This is a genomic window from Opitutus sp. GAS368 (assembly GCF_900104925.1).
GTDB lineage: Bacteria > Verrucomicrobiota > Verrucomicrobiia > Opitutales > Opitutaceae > Lacunisphaera.
Genome location: NZ_LT629735.1, coordinates 1620233 through 1638742 on the forward strand (window position 1 = coordinate 1620233; position 18510 = coordinate 1638742).

Annotated in this window: 15 protein-coding genes; 11 read left to right on the forward strand and 4 right to left on the reverse strand. The window is 63.8% G+C overall.

The features are described 5' to 3' along the window. Positions 1–28: 28 nt before the first annotated feature. Together BLU29_RS06890 and BLU29_RS06895 are read left to right on the forward strand one after the other, a co-directional pair. Positions 29–445: an EamA family transporter gene (locus BLU29_RS06890; protein ID WP_091056191.1), complete on the forward strand. Its 417-nt coding sequence runs from the start codon at positions 29–31 to the stop codon at positions 443–445. Continuing rightward, on the forward strand, positions 445–1329 hold the full coding sequence (locus tag BLU29_RS06895) for a 3-methyladenine DNA glycosylase (protein ID WP_091056192.1): 885 nt from the start codon (positions 445–447) through the stop codon (positions 1327–1329). The genes BLU29_RS06890 and BLU29_RS06895 overlap by 1 nt, the downstream gene beginning before the upstream one ends. A 37-nt stretch (positions 1330–1366) precedes the next feature. On the opposite strand, the gene BLU29_RS06900 is transcribed toward BLU29_RS06895, so the two are convergent. After that, complete coding sequence (locus tag BLU29_RS06900; RefSeq protein WP_091056194.1) at positions 1367–2893, reverse strand: hypothetical protein; 1527 nt, start codon at positions 2891–2893, stop codon at positions 1367–1369. A 431-nt stretch (positions 2894–3324) separates the two neighbouring features. Here BLU29_RS06900 and BLU29_RS06905 point away from each other — a divergent pair, with 431 nt between their 5' ends. From BLU29_RS06905 to BLU29_RS06915, 3 genes are all read left to right on the forward strand, one after another. Further along, a complete protein-coding gene (locus BLU29_RS06905; protein ID WP_091056196.1) occupies positions 3325–4266 on the forward strand; it encodes a substrate-binding domain-containing protein in 942 nt (313 codons plus the stop codon). A 138-nt stretch (positions 4267–4404) separates the two neighbouring features. After that, entirely contained in the window at positions 4405–5877 is a 1473-nt protein-coding gene (locus BLU29_RS06910; RefSeq protein WP_091056197.1) for a sugar ABC transporter ATP-binding protein, read from the forward strand. Position 5878: 1 nt separating this feature from the next. Further along, complete coding sequence (locus BLU29_RS06915; protein WP_091056199.1) at positions 5879–6844, forward strand: ABC transporter permease; 966 nt, start codon at positions 5879–5881, stop codon at positions 6842–6844. A gap of 567 nt (positions 6845–7411) precedes the next feature. On the opposite strand, the gene BLU29_RS06920 is transcribed toward BLU29_RS06915, so the two are convergent. Next, positions 7412–8953 (reverse strand): hypothetical protein, encoded by a 1542-nt coding sequence (locus BLU29_RS06920; RefSeq protein ID WP_091056201.1) that lies wholly within the window; start codon positions 8951–8953, stop codon positions 7412–7414. A gap of 326 nt (positions 8954–9279) precedes the next feature. Between BLU29_RS06920 and BLU29_RS06925 the strand changes: the two genes are divergently transcribed. From BLU29_RS06925 to BLU29_RS06940, 4 genes are all read left to right on the forward strand, one after another. Further along, positions 9280–10371: a hypothetical protein gene (locus tag BLU29_RS06925; protein ID WP_091056202.1), complete on the forward strand. Its 1092-nt coding sequence runs from the start codon at positions 9280–9282 to the stop codon at positions 10369–10371. Positions 10372–10944: 573 nt separating this feature from the next. Beyond that, complete coding sequence (locus tag BLU29_RS06930) at positions 10945–11481, forward strand: isoprenylcysteine carboxylmethyltransferase family protein (RefSeq protein ID WP_091056204.1); 537 nt, start codon at positions 10945–10947, stop codon at positions 11479–11481. Positions 11482–11557: 76 nt separating this feature from the next. Then, on the forward strand, positions 11558–12232 hold the full coding sequence (locus BLU29_RS18800) for a site-specific DNA-methyltransferase (protein WP_091056206.1): 675 nt from the start codon (positions 11558–11560) through the stop codon (positions 12230–12232). A 974-nt stretch (positions 12233–13206) separates the two neighbouring features. Next, positions 13207–13713 carry a DUF2726 domain-containing protein gene (locus BLU29_RS06940; protein ID WP_091056208.1) on the forward strand — a complete coding sequence of 169 codons (507 nt, stop codon included), beginning with the start codon at positions 13207–13209 and terminating at the stop codon, positions 13711–13713. Between the two features lie 270 nt (positions 13714–13983). On the opposite strand, the gene BLU29_RS06945 is transcribed toward BLU29_RS06940, so the two are convergent. Beyond that, positions 13984–14541: a hypothetical protein gene (locus BLU29_RS06945; protein WP_091056210.1), complete on the reverse strand. Its 558-nt coding sequence runs from the start codon at positions 14539–14541 to the stop codon at positions 13984–13986. Positions 14542–15018: 477 nt separating this feature from the next. Here BLU29_RS06945 and BLU29_RS06950 point away from each other — a divergent pair, with 477 nt between their 5' ends. Beyond that, positions 15019–16365, forward strand: coding sequence for a TAXI family TRAP transporter solute-binding subunit (locus BLU29_RS06950; RefSeq protein ID WP_091056212.1), 1347 nt, complete (start codon positions 15019–15021; stop codon positions 16363–16365). 199 nt (positions 16366–16564) lie between these two features. Here BLU29_RS06950 and BLU29_RS06955 read toward each other — a convergent pair whose 3' ends face one another. Continuing rightward, positions 16565–17026, reverse strand: coding sequence for a DUF5069 domain-containing protein (locus tag BLU29_RS06955; protein WP_091056213.1), 462 nt, complete (start codon positions 17024–17026; stop codon positions 16565–16567). 101 nt (positions 17027–17127) lie between these two features. On the opposite strand from BLU29_RS06955, the gene serA reads away from it, so the two are divergent. Then, positions 17128–18363, forward strand: a complete 1236-nt coding sequence (gene serA / locus BLU29_RS06960) for a phosphoglycerate dehydrogenase (protein ID WP_091056215.1) — start codon at positions 17128–17130, stop codon at positions 18361–18363. The last annotated feature ends 147 nt before the right edge of the window (positions 18364–18510 follow it).

The following is an 18510-nucleotide window of genomic DNA, read 5'->3' on the forward strand; positions in this document are numbered from 1 at the left end:
CTGACCATTGGTCCTTCATCCTGTCCCCATGTGGTGGACCTACGCTCTCCTTTCGGCGGTCTTTGCCGCCTTGACCGCCATTCTCGCCAAAGTCGGCGTGAAGGGCATCGACTCCAATGTCGCGACTGCCATCCGCACCTCTGTCGTGCTCGTCCTGGCTTGGGGTGTCGTGACGCTGCAGGGCAATCTCGGCGCCGTGACGGCCATCGCGCGCGGTCCGTTTCTGTTTCTGGTCCTGTCGGCCGTCGCCACCGGCGCCTCGTGGCTCTTCTACTTCAAGGCCCTGCAACTGGGCCCCGCCTCCTTGGTCAGCGCCGTGGACAAATCCAGCCTGGCGCTGACCCTCGTGCTCGCCGCCTTGGTGCTCGGTGAGGCGCTCACCCTCCGCACCGCGATCGGCTGCGCGCTGATCATCGCGGGCACCGCCGTCATCGTCTGGCCCTGATGGTCGCCGCCGTCTCCCGCCTCGTCCTCCCCGAAGCCGCGTGGCGCGAGCGCCGCGCCGCCCACGAGCAGCGCGTCCGCGCGTGGACCGATCCCCACCAAGCCCGCACCGCCCGCGGCGAGAAGCACCCGGTCCATGATTTCCTCTTTGAATACTACCGCTTCCGGCCGTCGTGGTTGAAGCGCTGGCACCCGGGCCCCGACGTCGTGCTGCGGGGCGACACGGCGCGCGAATTCCTGCGCTGGCCGGAATACCATGAGGCCGACGGCGGCGTGGCGCTGAACGTCGCCGCGTTCGACCCGGCGCGCCGCGACAGCCTGGCGTGGATCTTGAATCTTCTGCGTCTTACCGCGGAGCGCCCGCCGGCCTTCGGCTGCTTCGGCCTGCACGAGTGGGCGATGGTCTATCGCCAGTCGCCGGAGGAGATCCGGCACAACGCCTGGCCGCTGCGCTTCCCGCCGGACGAGCTGGCGCGGATCGTCGAGGCCCAGCCGGTGCGCTGCTCGCACTTCGACGCCTTCCGCTTCTTCACCGCACCGGCGCGCCCGCTCAACCGCCTGCAGCCCGAGCGCGCCACCGGGCCGCAGTTCGAGCAGCGCGGCTGCCTGCACGCCAACATGGATCTCTACAAGTGGGCGTTCAAACTCGCGCCGTTCACGCCGGCGGAACTCATCGCCGACTGCTTCGCCCTGGCCCGCGACATCCGCGAGGTGGACATGCGCGCCAGCCCCTACGACCTCGAGAAACTCGGCTTCGCGCCCATCCGCATCGAGACCCCCGAGGGCCGCGCCGAATACGAGACGCTCCAGCGCGACTTCGCCGCCCGCAGCCAGCCGCTGCGCGTCCGGCTCGTGGTCCTGTGCGAGCGGCTGCTGGCGCCGTAACTGACACGGCACGCGATCCATCCCCAAAATCCTCCAATCATTTTCCGTCTACTTTCACACCCTGAAGAAATGTCCGTAGAGTCGCGCGCGAGTCACGGCTGGTGTTTGGCGCTATGATTGAACAGTGCAGGTCAATCCAGGTGCCAGCTGCGGTGTATTCGGCTCGCATGGTGGTGGATGTCAATTTCACGGCCTGTTTTCCATTCAGCTGTATTTCCGGCAACGCCGTCTCATAGAATATCAGATCCCACGGACCGCTCTGTTCAAAGGAAACCTCCCGGGCATTCAACCGGTTGCCCTTGTTTTCCGTTTTCCAGAAATCCTTGGCCCCTTTGTAGTCCTTGTCCGATTCAAACCAGCCCGAGACCTGTAGGCCCTGTCGGGTATCAGTGAAATAAAAATACCTCGGACTGCGCCTTAAGTTCCGCGCGTTGTCGAGACCCTCGATCAGCTCGCCCCGAGGAATCAGTAGGCGCAAACTCGCGACGGGGACCGCCAGGACATAGCACCCGTTCACTTCCTCTATTTCCAGCACTTCGCTCTGGGCTGAACGCCGGAATCCCGCCTTAGTGAAAATCCCCATCATTTCCGCTGCTTCGGGGCTGTCCGGGGAATCCATTTGCATGATGCCCATCATGGTGCAGTGCGCATCGGGCGCTCCCACCGCCATCCAGACCACCCGGTGTTTGACCTCGAGGGGCGGCTTATCGATGAGTGCGTCCCCGGTGAGCTGGCCGATCAATCCGACGCCCCGGTTCATTCCCAATGTGAGGGGGGTGATCTTTTTCTCATCGGAGTAAGCGAGCAACGTGCTCAGCCCTCGCTCCAATCTGGTGGTCAGATCGCGGATCTCGTCCTTGCTCTTCATTGCGTGCTGAAGAAACACGAGCGTCATCTCGGCTTTTTTGCCGGATTTTGGGGTCAGTAGAAACGTGTAGGTGTTTTGTCCGTATTGTTTATCCACGGCCGACCAGCCTTCGGGCAATGGCAACGACACTGTGCCGCATCTCTCCCACTGATGCTCGTTAAGCAGGTCGTGCTTTGAGAGATCGAGCTCGATCCGGTCGAAAAGTTCCGGATGCAGCGCCTGCACCTTTTGCGCTTCCGCCAGCAAAGCGCCGGCCTTCTCCATTCTTAACAATTTCTCCACTGCCTTGAGCTTTTCCATCGTGCCGTCAGCGTGATAATGCTGGTAATACTTGGCCACATTCAGCCACCCGCGATAAAGGGCCTGCTTGGGATCACCGTAGACGCGCTCCTGCGTCACCCCGGCCATGAAAGCGATCACCAGTATGTCCGTCGGCTTCACATCCATTCGCGGGCTATATCCCCAAACCAGACAATCCGCGGGATAGTTGAGCCGCGATTCCGTGGTGTCGGAAAGCGCATTGATCAAGACCCGGCCGGCCTTTTCGAATCCGGCATTGTCGACGCTCTCTATATTGGTGGTGAGGTCGGCCAAAGCCGCCTTTAGTTCATCCTTCTTGAGTGCTTCCGCCGATATCACGCCGGCAAACACTAAAAACAATAGAATGGCTTGTGCGTGCCTTGCGCCAGCAATCATGGGCTTTGGCTTTGAGCAAATGCCCTGCTTTTCGCCGCGTCAACAACGGTCGCTTTGGGACGCTATGATCCGCCTGAGCTTTGGCTCGCGGTTTCTCGACCGACCACTGAACGGCTTTTAACGGCATAAGCATCGAAGTTGTCTGTCAGAACCGCGGGCGGGTTGACGCAGGCAGTTCCGTCTGTCGTCATGCCACAACCCCAAACGTTTGACCACGAAGGACACGAAGTTTCTCGAATAGGAACCCTCCCAATCTTCGCGCTCCCTAGTGCTTGTCGCGGTTGAACCGATCCCAAGCCCTTTAACCACTAATCCACACTAATGGACACTAATGAATCCCGGCCCGTCTCCCTTCCTGATTAGTGCCGATTAGTGACCATTAGTGGTTAAAATCCGGGTCAGCCCACTTTCATTTTTCCTGTCACTCTTTCATGAAAAAACTCCTCGCCCCCGTTCTTGCCCTCGCGGCACTCACCGCTCTCCGTGCGGCCGAGCCGCTCAAGATCGCCGTCATCCCCAAGGGGACGACCCACAGCTTCTGGAAATCCGTCGAGGCCGGCGCCCGGAAGGCCGGCGCCGAGTTCGGCGTCGAGATCCTCTGGAAAGGCCCTCTGAAAGAGGACGACCGCGCCCAGCAGATCGGTGTCGTCCAGCAATTCGTCGGCTCGGGTGTGAGCGCCATCGTGCTGGCCCCGCTCGATGACACCGCCCTGCGCACCCCGGTGAAAAGCGCCGGCGAACATGGCATTCCCGTCGTGATCATCGACTCCGGCCTCAAGGGCGAGGCGGGCAAGGACTTCATCAGCTTCGTCGCCACCAACAACAAGACCGGCGGCCGCCTCGGCGGCGAGGAACTCGCCCGCCTGCTCGGCGGCAAGGGCAAGGTCGTCCTCCTCCGCTACTCCGAGGGTTCCGACAGCACGGCCCAGCGCGAAGCCGGCTTCCTCGAGGTCATGAAGCAGCACCCGGGCATCACCGTCACCGTCGACAACCGCTACGGCGGCGCGACCGTTGCCTCCGCCCAGGACGCGGCCATGAACCTCGTCGACAAACTCCGCGAGGCTGACGGCATCTTCTGCCCCAACGAATCCAGCACGCAGGGCATGCTGCTCGCTCTCCGCCAGGCCGGTCTCGCCGGCAAAAAGCAATTCGTCGGCTTCGACACCTCGCCCGCCCTGCTCAGCGCCCTGAACAAGGGCGACATCCAGGCCTTGGTCGCGCAAAACCCGGCCCGCATGGGCTACCTCGGGGTCGCCACCGCCGTGAAGCACCTGCGCGGCGAAAAAGTCGCGCCCCTCATCGACACCGGTTGCGTCCTCGTCACCTCGGCCAACCAGGCCAGCGCCGAGGTGAAGGCCGTGCTCGGGAACTGACCCGGTCGGTTGCACCGGAGCCAACGGAGAACATGGAGAATCCCGCCCAAAAACGTCCTCCGTTCCCTCTGTTTCCTCCTGTGAGAATCGCCGCCTTTCCGTGTGTTCGGTGTATTCCGTGGTGATCATCCGGCTCTCATGACTTCCCGCCTCCGTCTCTCCGGCGTCCGCAAGCGCTTTGGCGCGACGATCGCCCTGGATGGCGTCAGCTTCGACCTCGCTCCGGGTGAGGTCCACGCCCTCGTCGGCGAAAATGGCGCGGGCAAGAGCACGCTGATGAAGATCCTGTCCGGCGTCCATGCGCCCGACGCCGGCACCATGGCCCTCGAGGGCGCAGCCTTCGCGCCGCGCGCTCCGCTCGACGCCCGCCGCGCCGGGGTCGCGATGGTCAACCAGGAACTCGCCATCGCGCCCCATCTCACCGTCGCCGAAAACCTCGTGCTCGGCGCCGAGCCCACGCGTCGCGGGTGGTTGCGCCACGCCGAGGAAAGGCGCCTCGCCACCGACGCCCTCACGCAGCTCGGCCGCCCCGACATCCCCCTGCACGTCCCCGCGGGCTCGCTGAGCGTCGCCGAGCAGCAGTTGGTTGAAATCGGCCGCGCCATCGTCCTCGGCTGCCGCGTGCTGGTGCTCGACGAGCCTACCAGCAGCCTGACGCGCACGGACGCCGAGCAGCTCTTCGCGCTGGTCCGCCGCCTGCGCGGCCAGGGCCAGTCCATTATCTACATCTCCCACTTCCTCGAGGAGGTGCAGGCGCTGTCCGACCGCTACACGGTGCTGCGCGACGGCCGGAGCGTCGCGACCGGCCGCACCGCCGACACGACCATGGGCGCCCTCGCCCAGTTGATGGTCGGCCGCACCGTCGACGAACTCTACACGCGCACCGCCCGCGTCCCCGGCGGGACCGTGCTCGAGGTGAACGACCTCGCCGGCCCGGTGAAACCGTCCTCCGCCTCGCTCACGCTCCGCCGCGGCGAGGTGCTCGGCCTGGCCGGGCTCGTCGGCGCCGGCCGCAGCGAGTTGCTGCGCACCATCTTCGCCCTCGACGCGGTTCGCGCCGGCTCCGTCCGCGTCGGCGCCTACGCCGGCCCGGCCTCGCCGCGGCTGCGCTGGCAGCAGGGCCTGGGCCTCCTCAGTGAGGATCGCAAGACCGAGGGCCTCGCGCTCAACCTCAGCCTGGAGCACAACCTCACCCTGCCGAAACTCGGCTGGCGCATCCACCCGGGCGCGCTCGCCGCCGAGACCGCCGGTTGGATCGACAAACTCGGCGTGCGCTGCGCCGGTCCTGGCCAGCCCATCGGCCGCCTCTCCGGGGGCAACCAGCAGAAAATCGCCCTCGGCCGCCTCCTCCGCAACGGCGCCGACGTGCTCCTGCTCGACGAACCCACGCGCGGCGTCGACATTGGGGCGAAGCAGAACATCTACCGCCTGATCGACGAGCTGGCCTGTTCCGGCAAGGCCGTCCTCATGGTGAGCAGCTACCTGCCCGAATTGCTCGGCACCTGCGACCGCATCGCCGTGATGTGCCGCGGCGTGCTCGGCCCCGCCCGCCCGGTGGCCGAATGGAACGAACACCGCATCATGCTCGCCGCCACTGGCGCCGCCGCCTGACATGAGTGATTCCGCCACACCTTCTTTCGCCCGCCGCCTCCTGACCGGCTTTGGCCCGTTCCTCGGCCTCGTCGCCATCAGCGCCTTCTTCGCGGCGCTGCGCTGGGCGACCTTCGCCTCCTGGGATAACTTCGCCATCATCCTCCAGCAAACGGCCGTCATCGGGATCGCCGCGCTGGGCATGACGCTGGTCATCATCGCCGGTGGCATCGACCTGTCTGTCGGTTCCATCATCGCGCTCGGCACCGTGGTCATCGCCCAGCTCGTGCAGCACGGCTGGTCGCCGCTCGCCGCGGCCCTGGCCGGCGTGGCCGCCGCCGCCGCCTGCGGGGCATTCTCCGGCCTTTTGATCACGCGGCTGCGGCTGCTGCCGTTCGTCGTGACGCTCGGCATGATGGGCACCCTCCGCGGCGCCGCCAAGGGCCTCGCCGGGGAGCAGACGATCTATCCCGACGAAACCTGGCTGAACAAGCTGATGCTCCTCGGCGGCCGCGGGTCGCTGCCCGGCGGCGTGTGGCTGATGCTGGTCTTCGCCGCGCTGGTCGCGCTGGTGCTGCGCTACACGCGCTTCGGCCGCCATGTGTTCGCCGTCGGCTCCAACGAACTTTCCGCGCGCCTCTGCGGCGTGCCGGTCGAGCGCGTGAAACTCCTCGTTTACACCCTCGGCGGGCTCTTCGCCGGGCTCGCCGGTGTGCTGCAATTTGCCTACCTGACGGGCGGCGACCCCACGACCGCGGTCGGCCTGGAGCTCAACATCATCGCCGCGGTCGTCATCGGCGGCGCCAGTCTGGCCGGCGGCCAGGGCACGGTCACCGGCACGCTGGTCGGTGCGCTGATCATGAGCGTCGTCGCCAACGGCTGCACCAAGGTCGGCCTCTCCAACTGGGTGCAGGAGATTGTGACCGGCGGCATCATCATCGCCGCCGTGCTCCTCGACCGCCTGCGGCAAGGGCGGAGCGCGGCCTAAAGGCCGCTTGGAGACCTGAAACCGGAAACCTGAGACCTGAGGATTTAAGGCACCAGGCTGTTTCACCACTAATCCACACTAATGAACGCCAATGAAAACCAGTCGGTTTGCTTTTCTTAATTAGTGCCGATTAGCGACCATTAGGGAGTGTCTTCAAACCTCCGAAAAGAACCACTAATGAGATTTCACCAAGGGTGAAATCCACAGAAACCGCTCCGGCTGATCGCCTGCGCGGTGGGCTTCGGGGGCCCGCTAATCGCGGGCAGAGAGGGCGGCGATCAGCCGCCCCCTGAACCTGTCGGCGGCGGCGATCAGCCGGAGCAGTGAAAGTAGATTCCGCCGTTGGCGGAATCCTTTTAGTGGTCCCCCTTCCGAGCTTTGAAAACACTCCCTAGTGGTGACCCGCCTTGGTTGGTTTGGAACCCATCCGTGTTCATCCGTGCAATCCGTGGTCCATCACTCCGGGTCAGCTCTGCCTTGCCGTCTGTCCTCCGTCCTCTGTCTTCCGTCCTCTGTCCTCTGGAATCTGTCCTCCGTCTTCTGCCCTCCGTCCTCGGTCCCCCGTCCTCACTCCACCTTCACCTCGTAGACCGCAAACCCCAGCTCGCGGCCGCTGGCCGCGTTTTCCGTCAGGGGCGGCGTCGGGCTGGCGAACTCCAGTTGCGCGTGGCCGTCCGTCACCGCCACGCCGAACAGGTGGATCCATTGGGCCCGCGGGGCCAGGTCGCCCCGCCACAGCACGCGGCCGCCCTGCCTGATTTCCAACCGCCGCGGCGTGAAGCCCTTCACGGCCACCTGCAGGTTCACCGCTTCTGACCGGCGGGGTTGGAAGTCGAGACGGAGGGCGCCTTCCTGCGCACACCACGCCCAGCTCCTCGTCCGGCCGGCCTCGGTCTCATACCAGTGCGCATCGGTGTGCACCACGTAGCTGCCGGCCGGGCTCCACCCGGCGGTCAGTTCGTGCCGGCCGGGCGGCACCTGCCACAGCATCAGCACGCCGCTCAACAACGAGAGATTGCCGAGGACGGGCCAGAGCCACGGAACCCGCGTGCGGACCACCAGCACGTTGAAGGCCAGCGTCAGCGGCAGCAGGACGCGTGACGCCGCTCCGGGATGTCCCTCCCACACCGCCGGGCCGAGGAAGAGCATCAACCCCACGTAGACGGCTCCGAGCCGCCACCAGTTGTCCTGCGGTTTGGGCCGCGAAATAATGAAAAGCGCCTGCACGGTCAGCGCGAAGTGTGCGAGCAGCGTCGTCAGGGTGAGATACTGGTCGGGCTCCGTGTGCAACCGGCGCCACATCTCGGTCCACTTGGCCGCCCAGCCGGTGACCGGCAGCGCGAAGTTGTGCAGGCCCGGCTGGATCGGATTCAGTCGCAAGCGCAGATACAGCAGCCACAGCACCAGCGGGACGGCGACCAGCCCCACGCGGCCCACCGCCCGCAGCCAGTCGGCCCGCGGGCCCTTCCCGGGCGGCAGCAAGGTCACGGCGCCGAGCAGCACCGTCTCGCGCGCCAGCCCGCCCAATCCGAGGAGCGCCGTCGCCGGTCCGCGCCGGTTGCGCTCCGCCAACACCGTCGCGCCGGCGACGAGCAGCAACGCCAGCAGGTCGGTCAGCGCCAGCCGCACGCTGTGCAGTGCTCCCGCGGAAAACAGCACCCCCGCCCACGTCAGGGTGCCGCGCCAGTCGTGCGGGAAAATCCGCCCCAGCAGCGCGGCCAGCCCGGCCCAGATCACGAGGTTCAGCCACGCGTAGATGCGCACCGCCGCCACCGGGTCGCCGCCACCGGCGGCCCAGGCCGTCCAGCTGAGCAAAATCCGTCGCGCGCGGTAGCCGACGTTGTCGATGGCGCCGCGCAGCGCCGGGTCGTTCACCGCCGGCCGCGCGGCCAGCTGCGCATAGTAGTGCCCGTCGTAGCCATCCTCGTAGAGGAAGATCGGCGCCGTGCGCAGCTCCGGCAGCGTGTGGGCCATGCTGTCCTCGTCCATCTGCAGGAAGCGCGTGAACCCGTAATAGGGATGCCAGAAGCGGCCCGTCAGCCAGGCGAAGAAAACCAGCAGCGCCACCCGCGCGAGGCGGGAGAGGGTTTCGGGGCGCAGGGACGGCATGTCGCGAACGGAAGATGGTTTAACGCCAGGGCGCAAGGCCGTGAAGATTTTTAACCACCATTGCACGGATGAACACGGATTGAAAACAGCCCAATCATTTTACAGGAGGCCGCAGAGATAACAGAGAGTTCGTCCTCATGCCTTTTCTCCGCGTGCTCCTGTGAAAACACTGCCTTGGCCTTTATCCGTGTTCATCCGTGCAATCCGTGGTCAATCACTCCGGGTCAAGCCTGCCTTGCAGTCTGTCCTCCGTCTTCCGTCCTCTGTCCTCTGGAATCTGCCCTACCGTCTTGTCATCCGGGTATTGTAGGGCAGATTCACGCCGGATGGATGCCACCCCCCCGCCCGAGGCGCGCACGCGCAAGAAGCCGAGCTACCCGGTCGGCGAGGATTTGCGCAATTACCTGAAGCGCTACCGCCGCGAGCGCGAGCTGCCCGTCACCTACGAGCGGCTGCGACACTTCCACGAGTCCCACCCGCTGATGGACACCGAGGGCCGCAACACCCTCTGGGAGTCCGTCGCCTACCCCGCCGAGGAGATCCCGGGGCTCAACGAGGACCTGAAGCGCATCTACGCCCTGCTCCGCGTGGACGGCGACTTCTCGGTCATGCAGCACCTCTACATCGACCGCATTGACTTCTGCAGCTTCGGCAACTCGACGCCGTTCCGCATCAAGATCGTCAACGCCTACAACGACAATCCCGACTACTTCTACATCAAGAAGGCCGACGCCTCGCGCGTCTACGGCCTCGAGCTCGAACACCTGCTCTCGCCCAACCGCCTGAACTTCCTCACCGCCGGCACCACGCTGGTCGAGGAGCACATCGCCGGCATCCCGGGCGACATCTTCATCGAGCGCTGGCTGCACCGCCCCGAGCTGCGCCCCATCCGCATCGCCAAGGAGCTGGTGAAGTTCAACGAACGCAGCTTCGTCCAGCTGCTCGGCGACATGCGCAGCTACAACTTCGTGGTCGTCATCACGCCCGACTTCGAGGGCTCGCAGATCCGCATCCGCGCGATGGACTTCGACCAGCAGGCGCACAACGGCCGGAAGACCTTCTACCTGCCGCAGTTTTTCAAGGAGAACCTGCCGCTGGTCGAGTTCTGCAAGAAGCACCTGCACCTGAAGACCGCGTTCCAATACCAGCGCGAGGAGCAGACGCTCATGCTCGCCCGCGCCGAGCTGGCCGCGTCGCGCCTCGACGTCCTGCTCACCGCCATGGCGCGCGACACCATCGCCCCGCCGGAGAACGTCGTGCTGCTGCGCGAAGGCCTGGCCGCGCACTTCAAGAACGACCGCTACCTTCAGTGCGAGAGCATGGGCGCGCTGGTCCGCGCGAACCTCGACACCCTCCGCCACAACATCCATCAGGGCCTCGGCGCGCTGAAGGCGGATCAGATCCTCGGCGCGAGCTGAGCGCGCCGAGCGAGACCTGAAACCTGAGACCTGAATTTTTAATACTCCAAACGTTTAACCACGAAGGACACGAATTTTCACGAATGGGAGAATCCCATACCCAACCTTCGCGCCCCCTTAGCGCCCTTCGCGCTTAAACAGATCCCAAACCGCTTAACCACTAATCCACACTAATGTGCACTAATTGATACAGCCTGATACTGTTCTTTGCATTAGTGCTGATTAGTGACCATTAGTGGTTAAAAATCCGGGTCAGCCCCTTTCCGTGTGTTCTGTGTATGCTACGCCATCTCCCAAAGCCTTCGTCCGTGGTTTAACTCATTCCCCAACCCCCATCATTTAACCACGAAGGACACGAATTTTCACGAATGGAAGAATCCAATACCCAACCTTCGCGCCCTTCGCGGTTAACCTCCGCAGCCTGTCCTCCGTCATCTGTCCTCAGTAATATCTTCCCCACCCCCATCCGTGTTTATCCGTGTAATCCGCGGTAAAAACCGACTTAGCTTCTTCGCTTCTTAGTGTGAATCCGCCCCTCCTTCAGGTTTCAGGTCTCAGGTTTCAGGTTTCCCGATGAAAGCGTTCACGCTTCTCATAAAGAATCTCGCTTTCACCATCCTGGTCCCGGGCTTCATAGTGGGCTGGGTGCCGTTGAACCTGTTCGAGCGTCATCCCCAGTGGCCGGCGGTGTGGGCGTGGCAGCAATATACCGGTGCGGCATTGTTCGGGCTCGGAGCCCTGGTTTTCCTGCACTGCCAGTGGCTGTTCGCCGTGAAGGGCCAGGGGACGCCCGCGCCGATCGACCCGCCGAAGAAGTTCGTGCGCCGCGGCCTCTACAAATGGGTGCGCAACCCGATGTATCTCGCCGTCTTTAGCCTAGTCGGCGCCGAGGCCCTGTTCCTGCGTTCGGGACACATCGCCGTCTATTTCGTCCTCCTCGTGTGCATTATCCATGTCTGGGTGCTGGCGTATGAGGAGACCGTCCTCCGCCGCAACTTCGGGGCGATCTACGAAGACTACAAACGCGACGTCCCCCGCTGGCTCCCCCGGAAACCAAAACCTCCCTTGCAGACTGTAGCCCCCTTTCCGGTGGAGAGCGCAAAGCGGTAAGAGTCAGGATGCCCAGCCCTTCCCTGGGGCGAAGCTTGCAAGAGCGGCAAAGTTGGCACTAATAGCCGCTATCTGGATGCAACCCTCTCCGAAGATTTATTCGAGCTTTCGCCATGACGCCCGCGCGGTTGTCTACGAGGGGAGTTGCTTGGACTTGCTTGCCGAGCTTCCGGCCGAATCGATGCAGCTAATCGTAACTTCGCCGCCATATAACATCGGCAAAAGTTATGAAAAACGGAGTCCTCTTGAATCTTATCTGGAATTCCAAAAGGCCACTATTACGGCATGCGTTAAGGCCCTGAAGCCTCAGGGCAGCATATGTTGGCAGGTTGGAAACTTCGTCGATAAAAGAGGCATTGGGAGTATTGTCCCGCTTGATATAGCAATATTCAGCATATTCGCAGAACTAGGGCTAAAGCTTCGCAACCGCATTATATGGCACTTCGAACACGGGCTACATTGCTCTAATCGCTTCTCAGGACGCTATGAAACTATCCTCTGGTTCACAAAGACTGATGACTACGTCTTTAACTTGGACCCCATTCGTGTCCCGCAAAAATATCCTGGAAAGAAGTATTTTAAGGGACCTAAAGGCGTCAGGTTTTATGTCTTTCAGTCGTCGGTTGAATTGAGCCGGGCCGCTTGGCGTTTGACGCATCCGGCCGGTTGCCCAGTCTCCGGCTATCGCCCGGGGCCACTGGCGATAATTTCTACCTATGGCCAGATACCGCATCGTCCGCCCAGTAGGTGACCACTGCGCCGCCCAGAATGCCCAAGGTCAATTGCCTCGGGGTGTTTCCTCTCTGCGACCTCCGTGCCCTCTGTGTTAAAAAATGATCGGGGTTCCTTCGGAGTGCTTTCGCTCTTCCTTCGTTCTCCCTTCGTTCTCCCTTCGCTGTGCCTCACTGCTTGGGGTGAAGCCCCGGGATGAATCGGGAGTATTGGGCTCCGAGGATCCCCATACTTTGGTCGAGCTTTGGCCACGCTTTGGTCGGGCTTTGCTCGGGTGCGGGGTGAATCCCCGAGGCGCATCGGGAGGGTTGGTTCCATGGCTTCCCCATACTTTGGCCATAGACAGGCTTTAGCTTGGCTTTAGATTGGCTTTAACCTGGGGGTGCAACCCTGCATGAGGCCGGGGGAGTGGCGGGTTCATGGTCCCGCAACTTGGTTCCACACTGGCTCCACTCTGGCTCCACATTGGTTCCATCCTGGGGGGAAACACCTTGCTTGAGACCGAGAGTGCAGCTCCCGCCTCTGCCTTACTGGATCCTTACAGGTGCTATACAGGCTCCTTACTGGAGCCTACTGACTTGGGGACGCCCGGCTGTCGACCTGGCTGGCCTGGTCTTCCATCCCTCTCTTATCCTTCGCTCAACCTTCTGGTAACCTTCTTGCATCCTTCTTAGGCTCTTTTGCTCTTAACCGGCTTGGAGGGAGGGAGCCGGATATTTTAACACAGAGCGCGCAGAGGTCCACAGAGCCATTGCATTGAGGGTTTGATTCCCGCCTCTCTGAACTCCGGGTCCAACCGTCGGTTGACCATCTTCTCGCTGCGCGCTACGTCGCGTGAGATATATTCAGGTCTCAGGTCTCAGGTCTCAGGTCTCAGGTCTCAGGTCTCAGGTCTCAGGTCTCAGGTCTCAGGTCTCAGGTCTTTTGCCACTGCCATGCCACCTCGGGCGGTTTAGGTGGTCTGAGGGTGGCGCGGCCTCGCCGAATTCAGACATGCAACCGATCTCCATCCTGGTGGCCGTGGTCCTGGTCGCGTTTTTCCTCTGGGCCGTCATCAAGGCCCAGCTGGCGGGCCGGCGGAAAGGTGTCTACTACCTGCGGAAATCCCTCTTCACCCCGGCCGAGCGCGTCTTCCTCGAGGTGCTGGAACGGGCCGTGCCCGCCGGCGTGCGCGTCTTCGGCAAGGTGCGCCTCGAGGACATCTTCGGTGTGGCGCGCGGCTTGGATCGGGCCGAACGGCTGGCCGCCCGGAACAAGATCAACCGCAAGCACGTGGATTTCCTGCTCGTGAAGGAAAGCGACCTGGCGCCGCTGGCCGGCATCGAACTCGACGACTCCTCCCACGAGGCCGACGACCGCCGTCAGCGCGACGCCTTCGTGGATTCAACCTTCGCCAGCGCCGGCCTGCCGTTGCTGCATGTGCCCGTGCAGAAGGCCTACAGCCTGGCGGAATTGAAAGCCGACCTCGCCGAGGTGCTGTTCAAGCGCCCGTCAAATTAAACACCGAGGACGCAGAGAGTGCAGAGCCCTGGGTATAATACCAAACACCCAAAGCTTTTACACGAAGGCCGCAAAGAACGCAGAGATATTTCCCTTCGCAGGATCTGCTTCGCGGTCTTGGCGACCTTGGTGTAGAGTGTAGTCGCTTGAGGCGATTGGTATAAATCCATTGGCTTGAACTCCGGGATCTCTGCGAGCTCTGTGTTAAGCAGATGCCCGGTCTGACGTCTGATATCTGACGTCTGTTCTCTGTTCGCCGGCTCCGCCGGCTCACCACAGCCAGCAGAACACCAGCCCGGAACCGGCCGCGTAAAGCGCGGCGTCGAGGAGATGCTTCGCGCTCGAGGACCACGGGCGCCCCATCCAGATCGACTCGGTGACCGTGCCGAAGCCGTGGGCGATGAACGTGATCGCGGCGGCGAGCTTCGCCGCCGGGCGGGCATAGACGTGGTCCACCCCGAAGACCTTCGCCGCCAGCCAGGCCGCGACGGCGGAGATGACCAGGCTCCAGAGAAACCAAAGCCCGAGATACTTGCCCATGTTGTGCGGGCCGTTCGGGAGCAGCGTGATGTGCCCCACCGGGCCCTCCTCGTATTTCTTCTTCATCACGTCGCCGCCCATCTCCTTCATGTCCTTGCAATGCGGGATGACATACCGGCCGGGCGCCGGATGGCCGGCGCGGATCGCGGCGCGCACGGCGTCCTCGTTGGTGAGGGCTCCGTAATCGGAGGCGTGCCACTTGAGGACCATGTGGATGAGGGAACTGATCACGAACACGGTCACTGCACTGAGCAGGATCGGCAGCCAGAGGGAGAGCAGGGCATTCATGGGGTGAATTCTTACAGGAGGAAACGGAGGGAACAGAGATTCAGATTCGCAGATTCGTCTTTCTCGGTTTTCTCCGTCATCTCCTGTGCAATGTTTCGGGGTTGGGGTGCCCCGAATTATTCTCACAAACGGCCCGGGGAAGGAAGCGGGAAATGGGGGGTGGCGCAGCAAGGCCGCGCGGGAATCCAAGAAAGGCGTTTTCACACCAAGAAGCTAAGAAACAAAGGGGGCTTCCCTGCTTCAGTCCGTCCTTCGCTGCTTTGCTTCTTCGTGTGAGATCCCCGGCCCGCAGGGATCGGCCGTCGCCAAGCCTATGGCCCGACAAGCGCGGGCCCTCCACCCTCTTATACTTCGTGCCTTGGCGCCTTTCTGTGAATCTTGTTTCAGGTCTCCGGTTTCAAGTTTCAGGTTTCTCTTCGCTTTCCCCTTGGCTCGGCGGGCCGGGCACCTAGCTTGCGGGCGGCGGTCTGTCTTCCCATGGATGCTTCCAAGAACAAGAGCCGTTTCCCGATGGTGACCGCGCTGGTCGAGACCTTCGGCTTCAGCCCGGCCTGGGCGTTCGTCGTGGCCCTGGGCATCTCGAGTCTCTGCCTCCTGGCGCTGGCCTGGGTCGTCCATTCCGCCCCGCCGCGCTCCCTCACGATCACCAGCGGTCCCGAGGGCAGCTCCTTCGCGCGCTACGCCGACGGCTACCAGAAGATCCTGGCCACCCACGGCGTGACGCTGAACATCCTGCCCTCGCAGGGTTCGTCGGAGAACCTGCGGCGGCTGCAGGCGCCCCGCCCGGGCGTCGACGTCGGCTTCGTGCAGGGCGGGCTGGCGAAGGACGCGAAGCTGGACAGCCTGGTGTCGCTGGGCAGCGTGGCCTACCAGCCGTTGCTGGTCTTCTACCGCAACGCAGCGCCGATCAGCCGCCTGGCCGAGCTGGCGGGCAAGCGCCTCGCGGTGGGCGCCCCGGGCAGCGGGACGCGCACGCTGGCGCTCGCCCTCCTCGAGGCCAACGGCATCACCGGCGAACCGACGAAGTTTGACGACCTGGATGCGCAGGCCGCGGCGGCGGGCCTGCTCGAGGGAAAGATCGACGCGGTGTTCCTCATGGGCGACTCGGCCCCCATCCAGACCCTGCGCAACCTCGTGCAGTCGCCGGAGGTCCAGCTGTTCAACTTCGCCCAGGCCGACGCCTACCTCCGGCGCTTCCCCTCCCTGAACCGGATGGTGTTGCCCGAGGGCTCGTTCGACCTTGGCAAGGACCTGCCGGTGAAGGAGGTCGTGCTCGTCGGCCCCACCGTCGAGCTGGTGGCGCGGGACGACCTGAACCCGGCGCTGTCCGACATTCTGCTCGAGACGGCGAAGGAGATCCACGGCAAGGCGGGCCTGCTGCAGAAGCGCGGCGAGTTTCCCGCGCCGCTCGAGCACGAGTTCCCGATCAGCGACGACGCGCGGGTCTACTACAAGTCGGGCATGGGGTTCTTCTACCGCCTCTCCAACTCGTTCTGGCTGTCGAGCATCCTCAACCGGGTCCTGGTCGCGCTCGTGCCGCTCGCCCTCGTGATCATCCCGGCCATCCGCATGCTCCCGGTCCTCTACCGCTGGAACATCTCGCTGCGGATCTACCGCTGCTACCGTCCGCTGCTGCGCCTCGAGCGCGATGCCACCGGGCCGCTGACCGCCGAACGCCGGGAGGATTTGCTGCGGCAGCTCGCGGAGATCGAGGCGGAGGTCAACCGCCTCAAGGTGCCGGCCTCGTTCGCCTCCCAGTTCTACGAGCTGCGCGGCCACCTGGTCTTCGTGCGCCAGCGGCTGGCGGCGGCGGCGCCCGCGTGAGGGCCGCGGCCGGCGGTAACCACCGCCGATATTGTTCATTGTTCAATTTCCATTATTCGTTGTTCACCTGCTCCCGAAATGAACATTGAACGATGAAAAATACCGCCCGCGCCTTCTCTTCGCTGCGCTCAGGATGACAATCGTTACTCGATCCGGCCCTCGCTTGCCGGCCGTAGCCTTGGCGAAGGGTGGTCGCCGCTTACTCAATGCGCCCCTCATCAAACTCGATCAAATCCACCACGCTGATGATCTGGTCCACGCGGTCGGCGCAACCCATGTTGGTCAGCGCCTCCTTCAAAAATTCGCGGCCGGAGGGCGTCATGCCTTTTTGCACGTAGTCGCGGTTCCACCTGGCGGCGCGCACGTCGGCTGGAAACAGCGCCTTCAGCTTGCCGTCGATCTCGTCGTCGGTCGCCGACTCGAAGACGATCTTCTCCACCGCCGCCGGGTCGACGCCGAGGTGCAGGCAGAGGAAGCGGTCCATGCCGCGCTTGTAGTTCTTGGCGTAGCTGGGCGGCAGGGCGCCGTTGGCCTTCACGTATTTGGCCTTGGCGATGAAGCGCGGCAGATGCAGCAGCCCTGTCGCGGCGTGCGGCACGTAGGTCGGGGGCAGGCCGGTCAGCACTTCACCGGACGAGCCGGGGATGGGTTTCGAGGGCATGACGGCGTCGAGGCGAACCCATTGGCACCCAACTGGCAAGCCCGGGTGACGCACACGGGCCTTGCCGGACGCGGGTTTTATTGATGAATGTCCGCCCTCCGATGCAAAAGCTCTCCTTCGACAAACGCCGCATCAAGTTCCTCTTCCTCGAGGGCATCCACGCCAACGCCACCAGCGCGCTGACGGCCGACGGCTATGCGTCCGTCCGCAGCCTGCCCAAGTCCCTGACCGGCGACGCGCTCAAGACCGCGCTGAAGGACGTGCATTTCCTCGGCATCCGCTCGCGCACCGAGCTGACGGAGGAGATGCTGGCCGCCGCGCCCAAGCTCGCCGCCATCGGCTGTTTCTGCATCGGCACCAACCAGGTCGACCTCGCCGTGGCCGCGAAGCGCGGCATCCCGGTTTTCAACGCCCCCTACTCCAATACCCGCAGCGTCGCCGAACTTGTGCTCGGCGAAGCCATCATGTTGCTGCGCGGCATCCCGCAGAAGAGCGCCCTCGTTCACCGCGGCGGCTGGACCAAGAGCGCCGAGGGCAGCGTCGAGGTGCGCGGCAAGACGCTCGGCATCGTCGGTTACGGCCACATCGGCACCCAGCTCGGCATCCTCGCCGAGCACCTGGGCATGCGCGTGCTGTTCCATGATATTTCCGGCAAGCTCCCGCTCGGCAACGCCCGGCCCGTGGCCAAGCTCGCCACGCTGCTCGGCGAGAGCGACGTCGTCACGCTGCACGTGCCCGAGACCGCGCAGACGAAGAACATGATCGGCCGGGCCCAGTTCGCCGCCATGAAGAAGGGCGCGCACCTCATCAACGCCGCGCGTGGCACCGTCGTTGACATCGACGCCCTGGCCGACGCCCTCGAGCGCGGCCACCTCGGCGGCGCGGCCATCGACGTGTTCCCGGTCGAACCCAAGGGCAATGACGAGGAATTCCTGTCGCCGTTGCGGAAGTTCGACAACGTCATCCTCACGCCGCACATCGGCGGCTCCACGCTGGAGGCGCAGGCCAACATCGGCACCGAGGTCGCCGACAAGCTCATCCGCTACTCGAACAACGGCTCGACCGTGACGGCGGTGAATTTCCCCGAGGTCACCCTCCCCGAGCACGCCGGCACCGGCAAGAGCCGCCTGCTGCACATCCACCGCAACGTCCCCGGCGTGCTGGCGCACATCAACGAGCGCTTCAGCGAGCACAAGGTGAACATCTCCGCCCAATACCTGCAGACCAACGAGCACATCGGCTACTGCGTGATGGACGTGGACGCCGCCGCCAGCGAGATCGCGATCGACGAGCTGCAGAGCGTGCCCGGCACCATCCGCGCGCGGCTGCTGTATTGAGGAATTCCGCGGGCGGGGTCGCCCGCGCCCCATTTACTGGAGCCACGGCGACCTCGCCGTGGATGGTTCGCACTGTAGGGTCGGCGCTTGCGCCGACCTCCCTCACGAGGTCGCCGCAAGCAGCGACCCTACAAAAAGGCCCGCCAA

Coding starts and splice junctions, on each gene's coding strand:
- BLU29_RS06900 (WP_091056194.1), bottom strand. CDS start 2,893: ATGATTGCTGGCGCAAGGCACGCACAAGCCATTCTATTGTTTTTAGTG.
- BLU29_RS06890 (WP_091056191.1), top strand. CDS start 29: ATGTGGTGGACCTACGCTCTCCTTTCGGCGGTCTTTGCCGCCTTGACC.
- BLU29_RS06930 (WP_091056204.1), top strand. CDS start 10,945: ATGAAAGCGTTCACGCTTCTCATAAAGAATCTCGCTTTCACCATCCTG.
- BLU29_RS06950 (WP_091056212.1), top strand. CDS start 15,019: ATGGATGCTTCCAAGAACAAGAGCCGTTTCCCGATGGTGACCGCGCTG.
- BLU29_RS06905 (WP_091056196.1), top strand. CDS start 3,325: ATGAAAAAACTCCTCGCCCCCGTTCTTGCCCTCGCGGCACTCACCGCT.
- BLU29_RS06910 (WP_091056197.1), top strand. CDS start 4,405: ATGACTTCCCGCCTCCGTCTCTCCGGCGTCCGCAAGCGCTTTGGCGCG.
- BLU29_RS06945 (WP_091056210.1), bottom strand. CDS start 14,541: ATGAATGCCCTGCTCTCCCTCTGGCTGCCGATCCTGCTCAGTGCAGTG.
- BLU29_RS18800 (WP_091056206.1), top strand. CDS start 11,558: ATGCAACCCTCTCCGAAGATTTATTCGAGCTTTCGCCATGACGCCCGC.
- serA (WP_091056215.1), top strand. CDS start 17,128: ATGCAAAAGCTCTCCTTCGACAAACGCCGCATCAAGTTCCTCTTCCTC.
- BLU29_RS06940 (WP_091056208.1), top strand. CDS start 13,207: ATGCAACCGATCTCCATCCTGGTGGCCGTGGTCCTGGTCGCGTTTTTC.
- BLU29_RS06915 (WP_091056199.1), top strand. CDS start 5,879: ATGAGTGATTCCGCCACACCTTCTTTCGCCCGCCGCCTCCTGACCGGC.
- BLU29_RS06925 (WP_091056202.1), top strand. CDS start 9,280: ATGGATGCCACCCCCCCGCCCGAGGCGCGCACGCGCAAGAAGCCGAGC.
- BLU29_RS06955 (WP_091056213.1), bottom strand. CDS start 17,026: ATGCCCTCGAAACCCATCCCCGGCTCGTCCGGTGAAGTGCTGACCGGC.
- BLU29_RS06920 (WP_091056201.1), bottom strand. CDS start 8,953: ATGCCGTCCCTGCGCCCCGAAACCCTCTCCCGCCTCGCGCGGGTGGCG.
- BLU29_RS06895 (WP_091056192.1), top strand. CDS start 445: ATGGTCGCCGCCGTCTCCCGCCTCGTCCTCCCCGAAGCCGCGTGGCGC.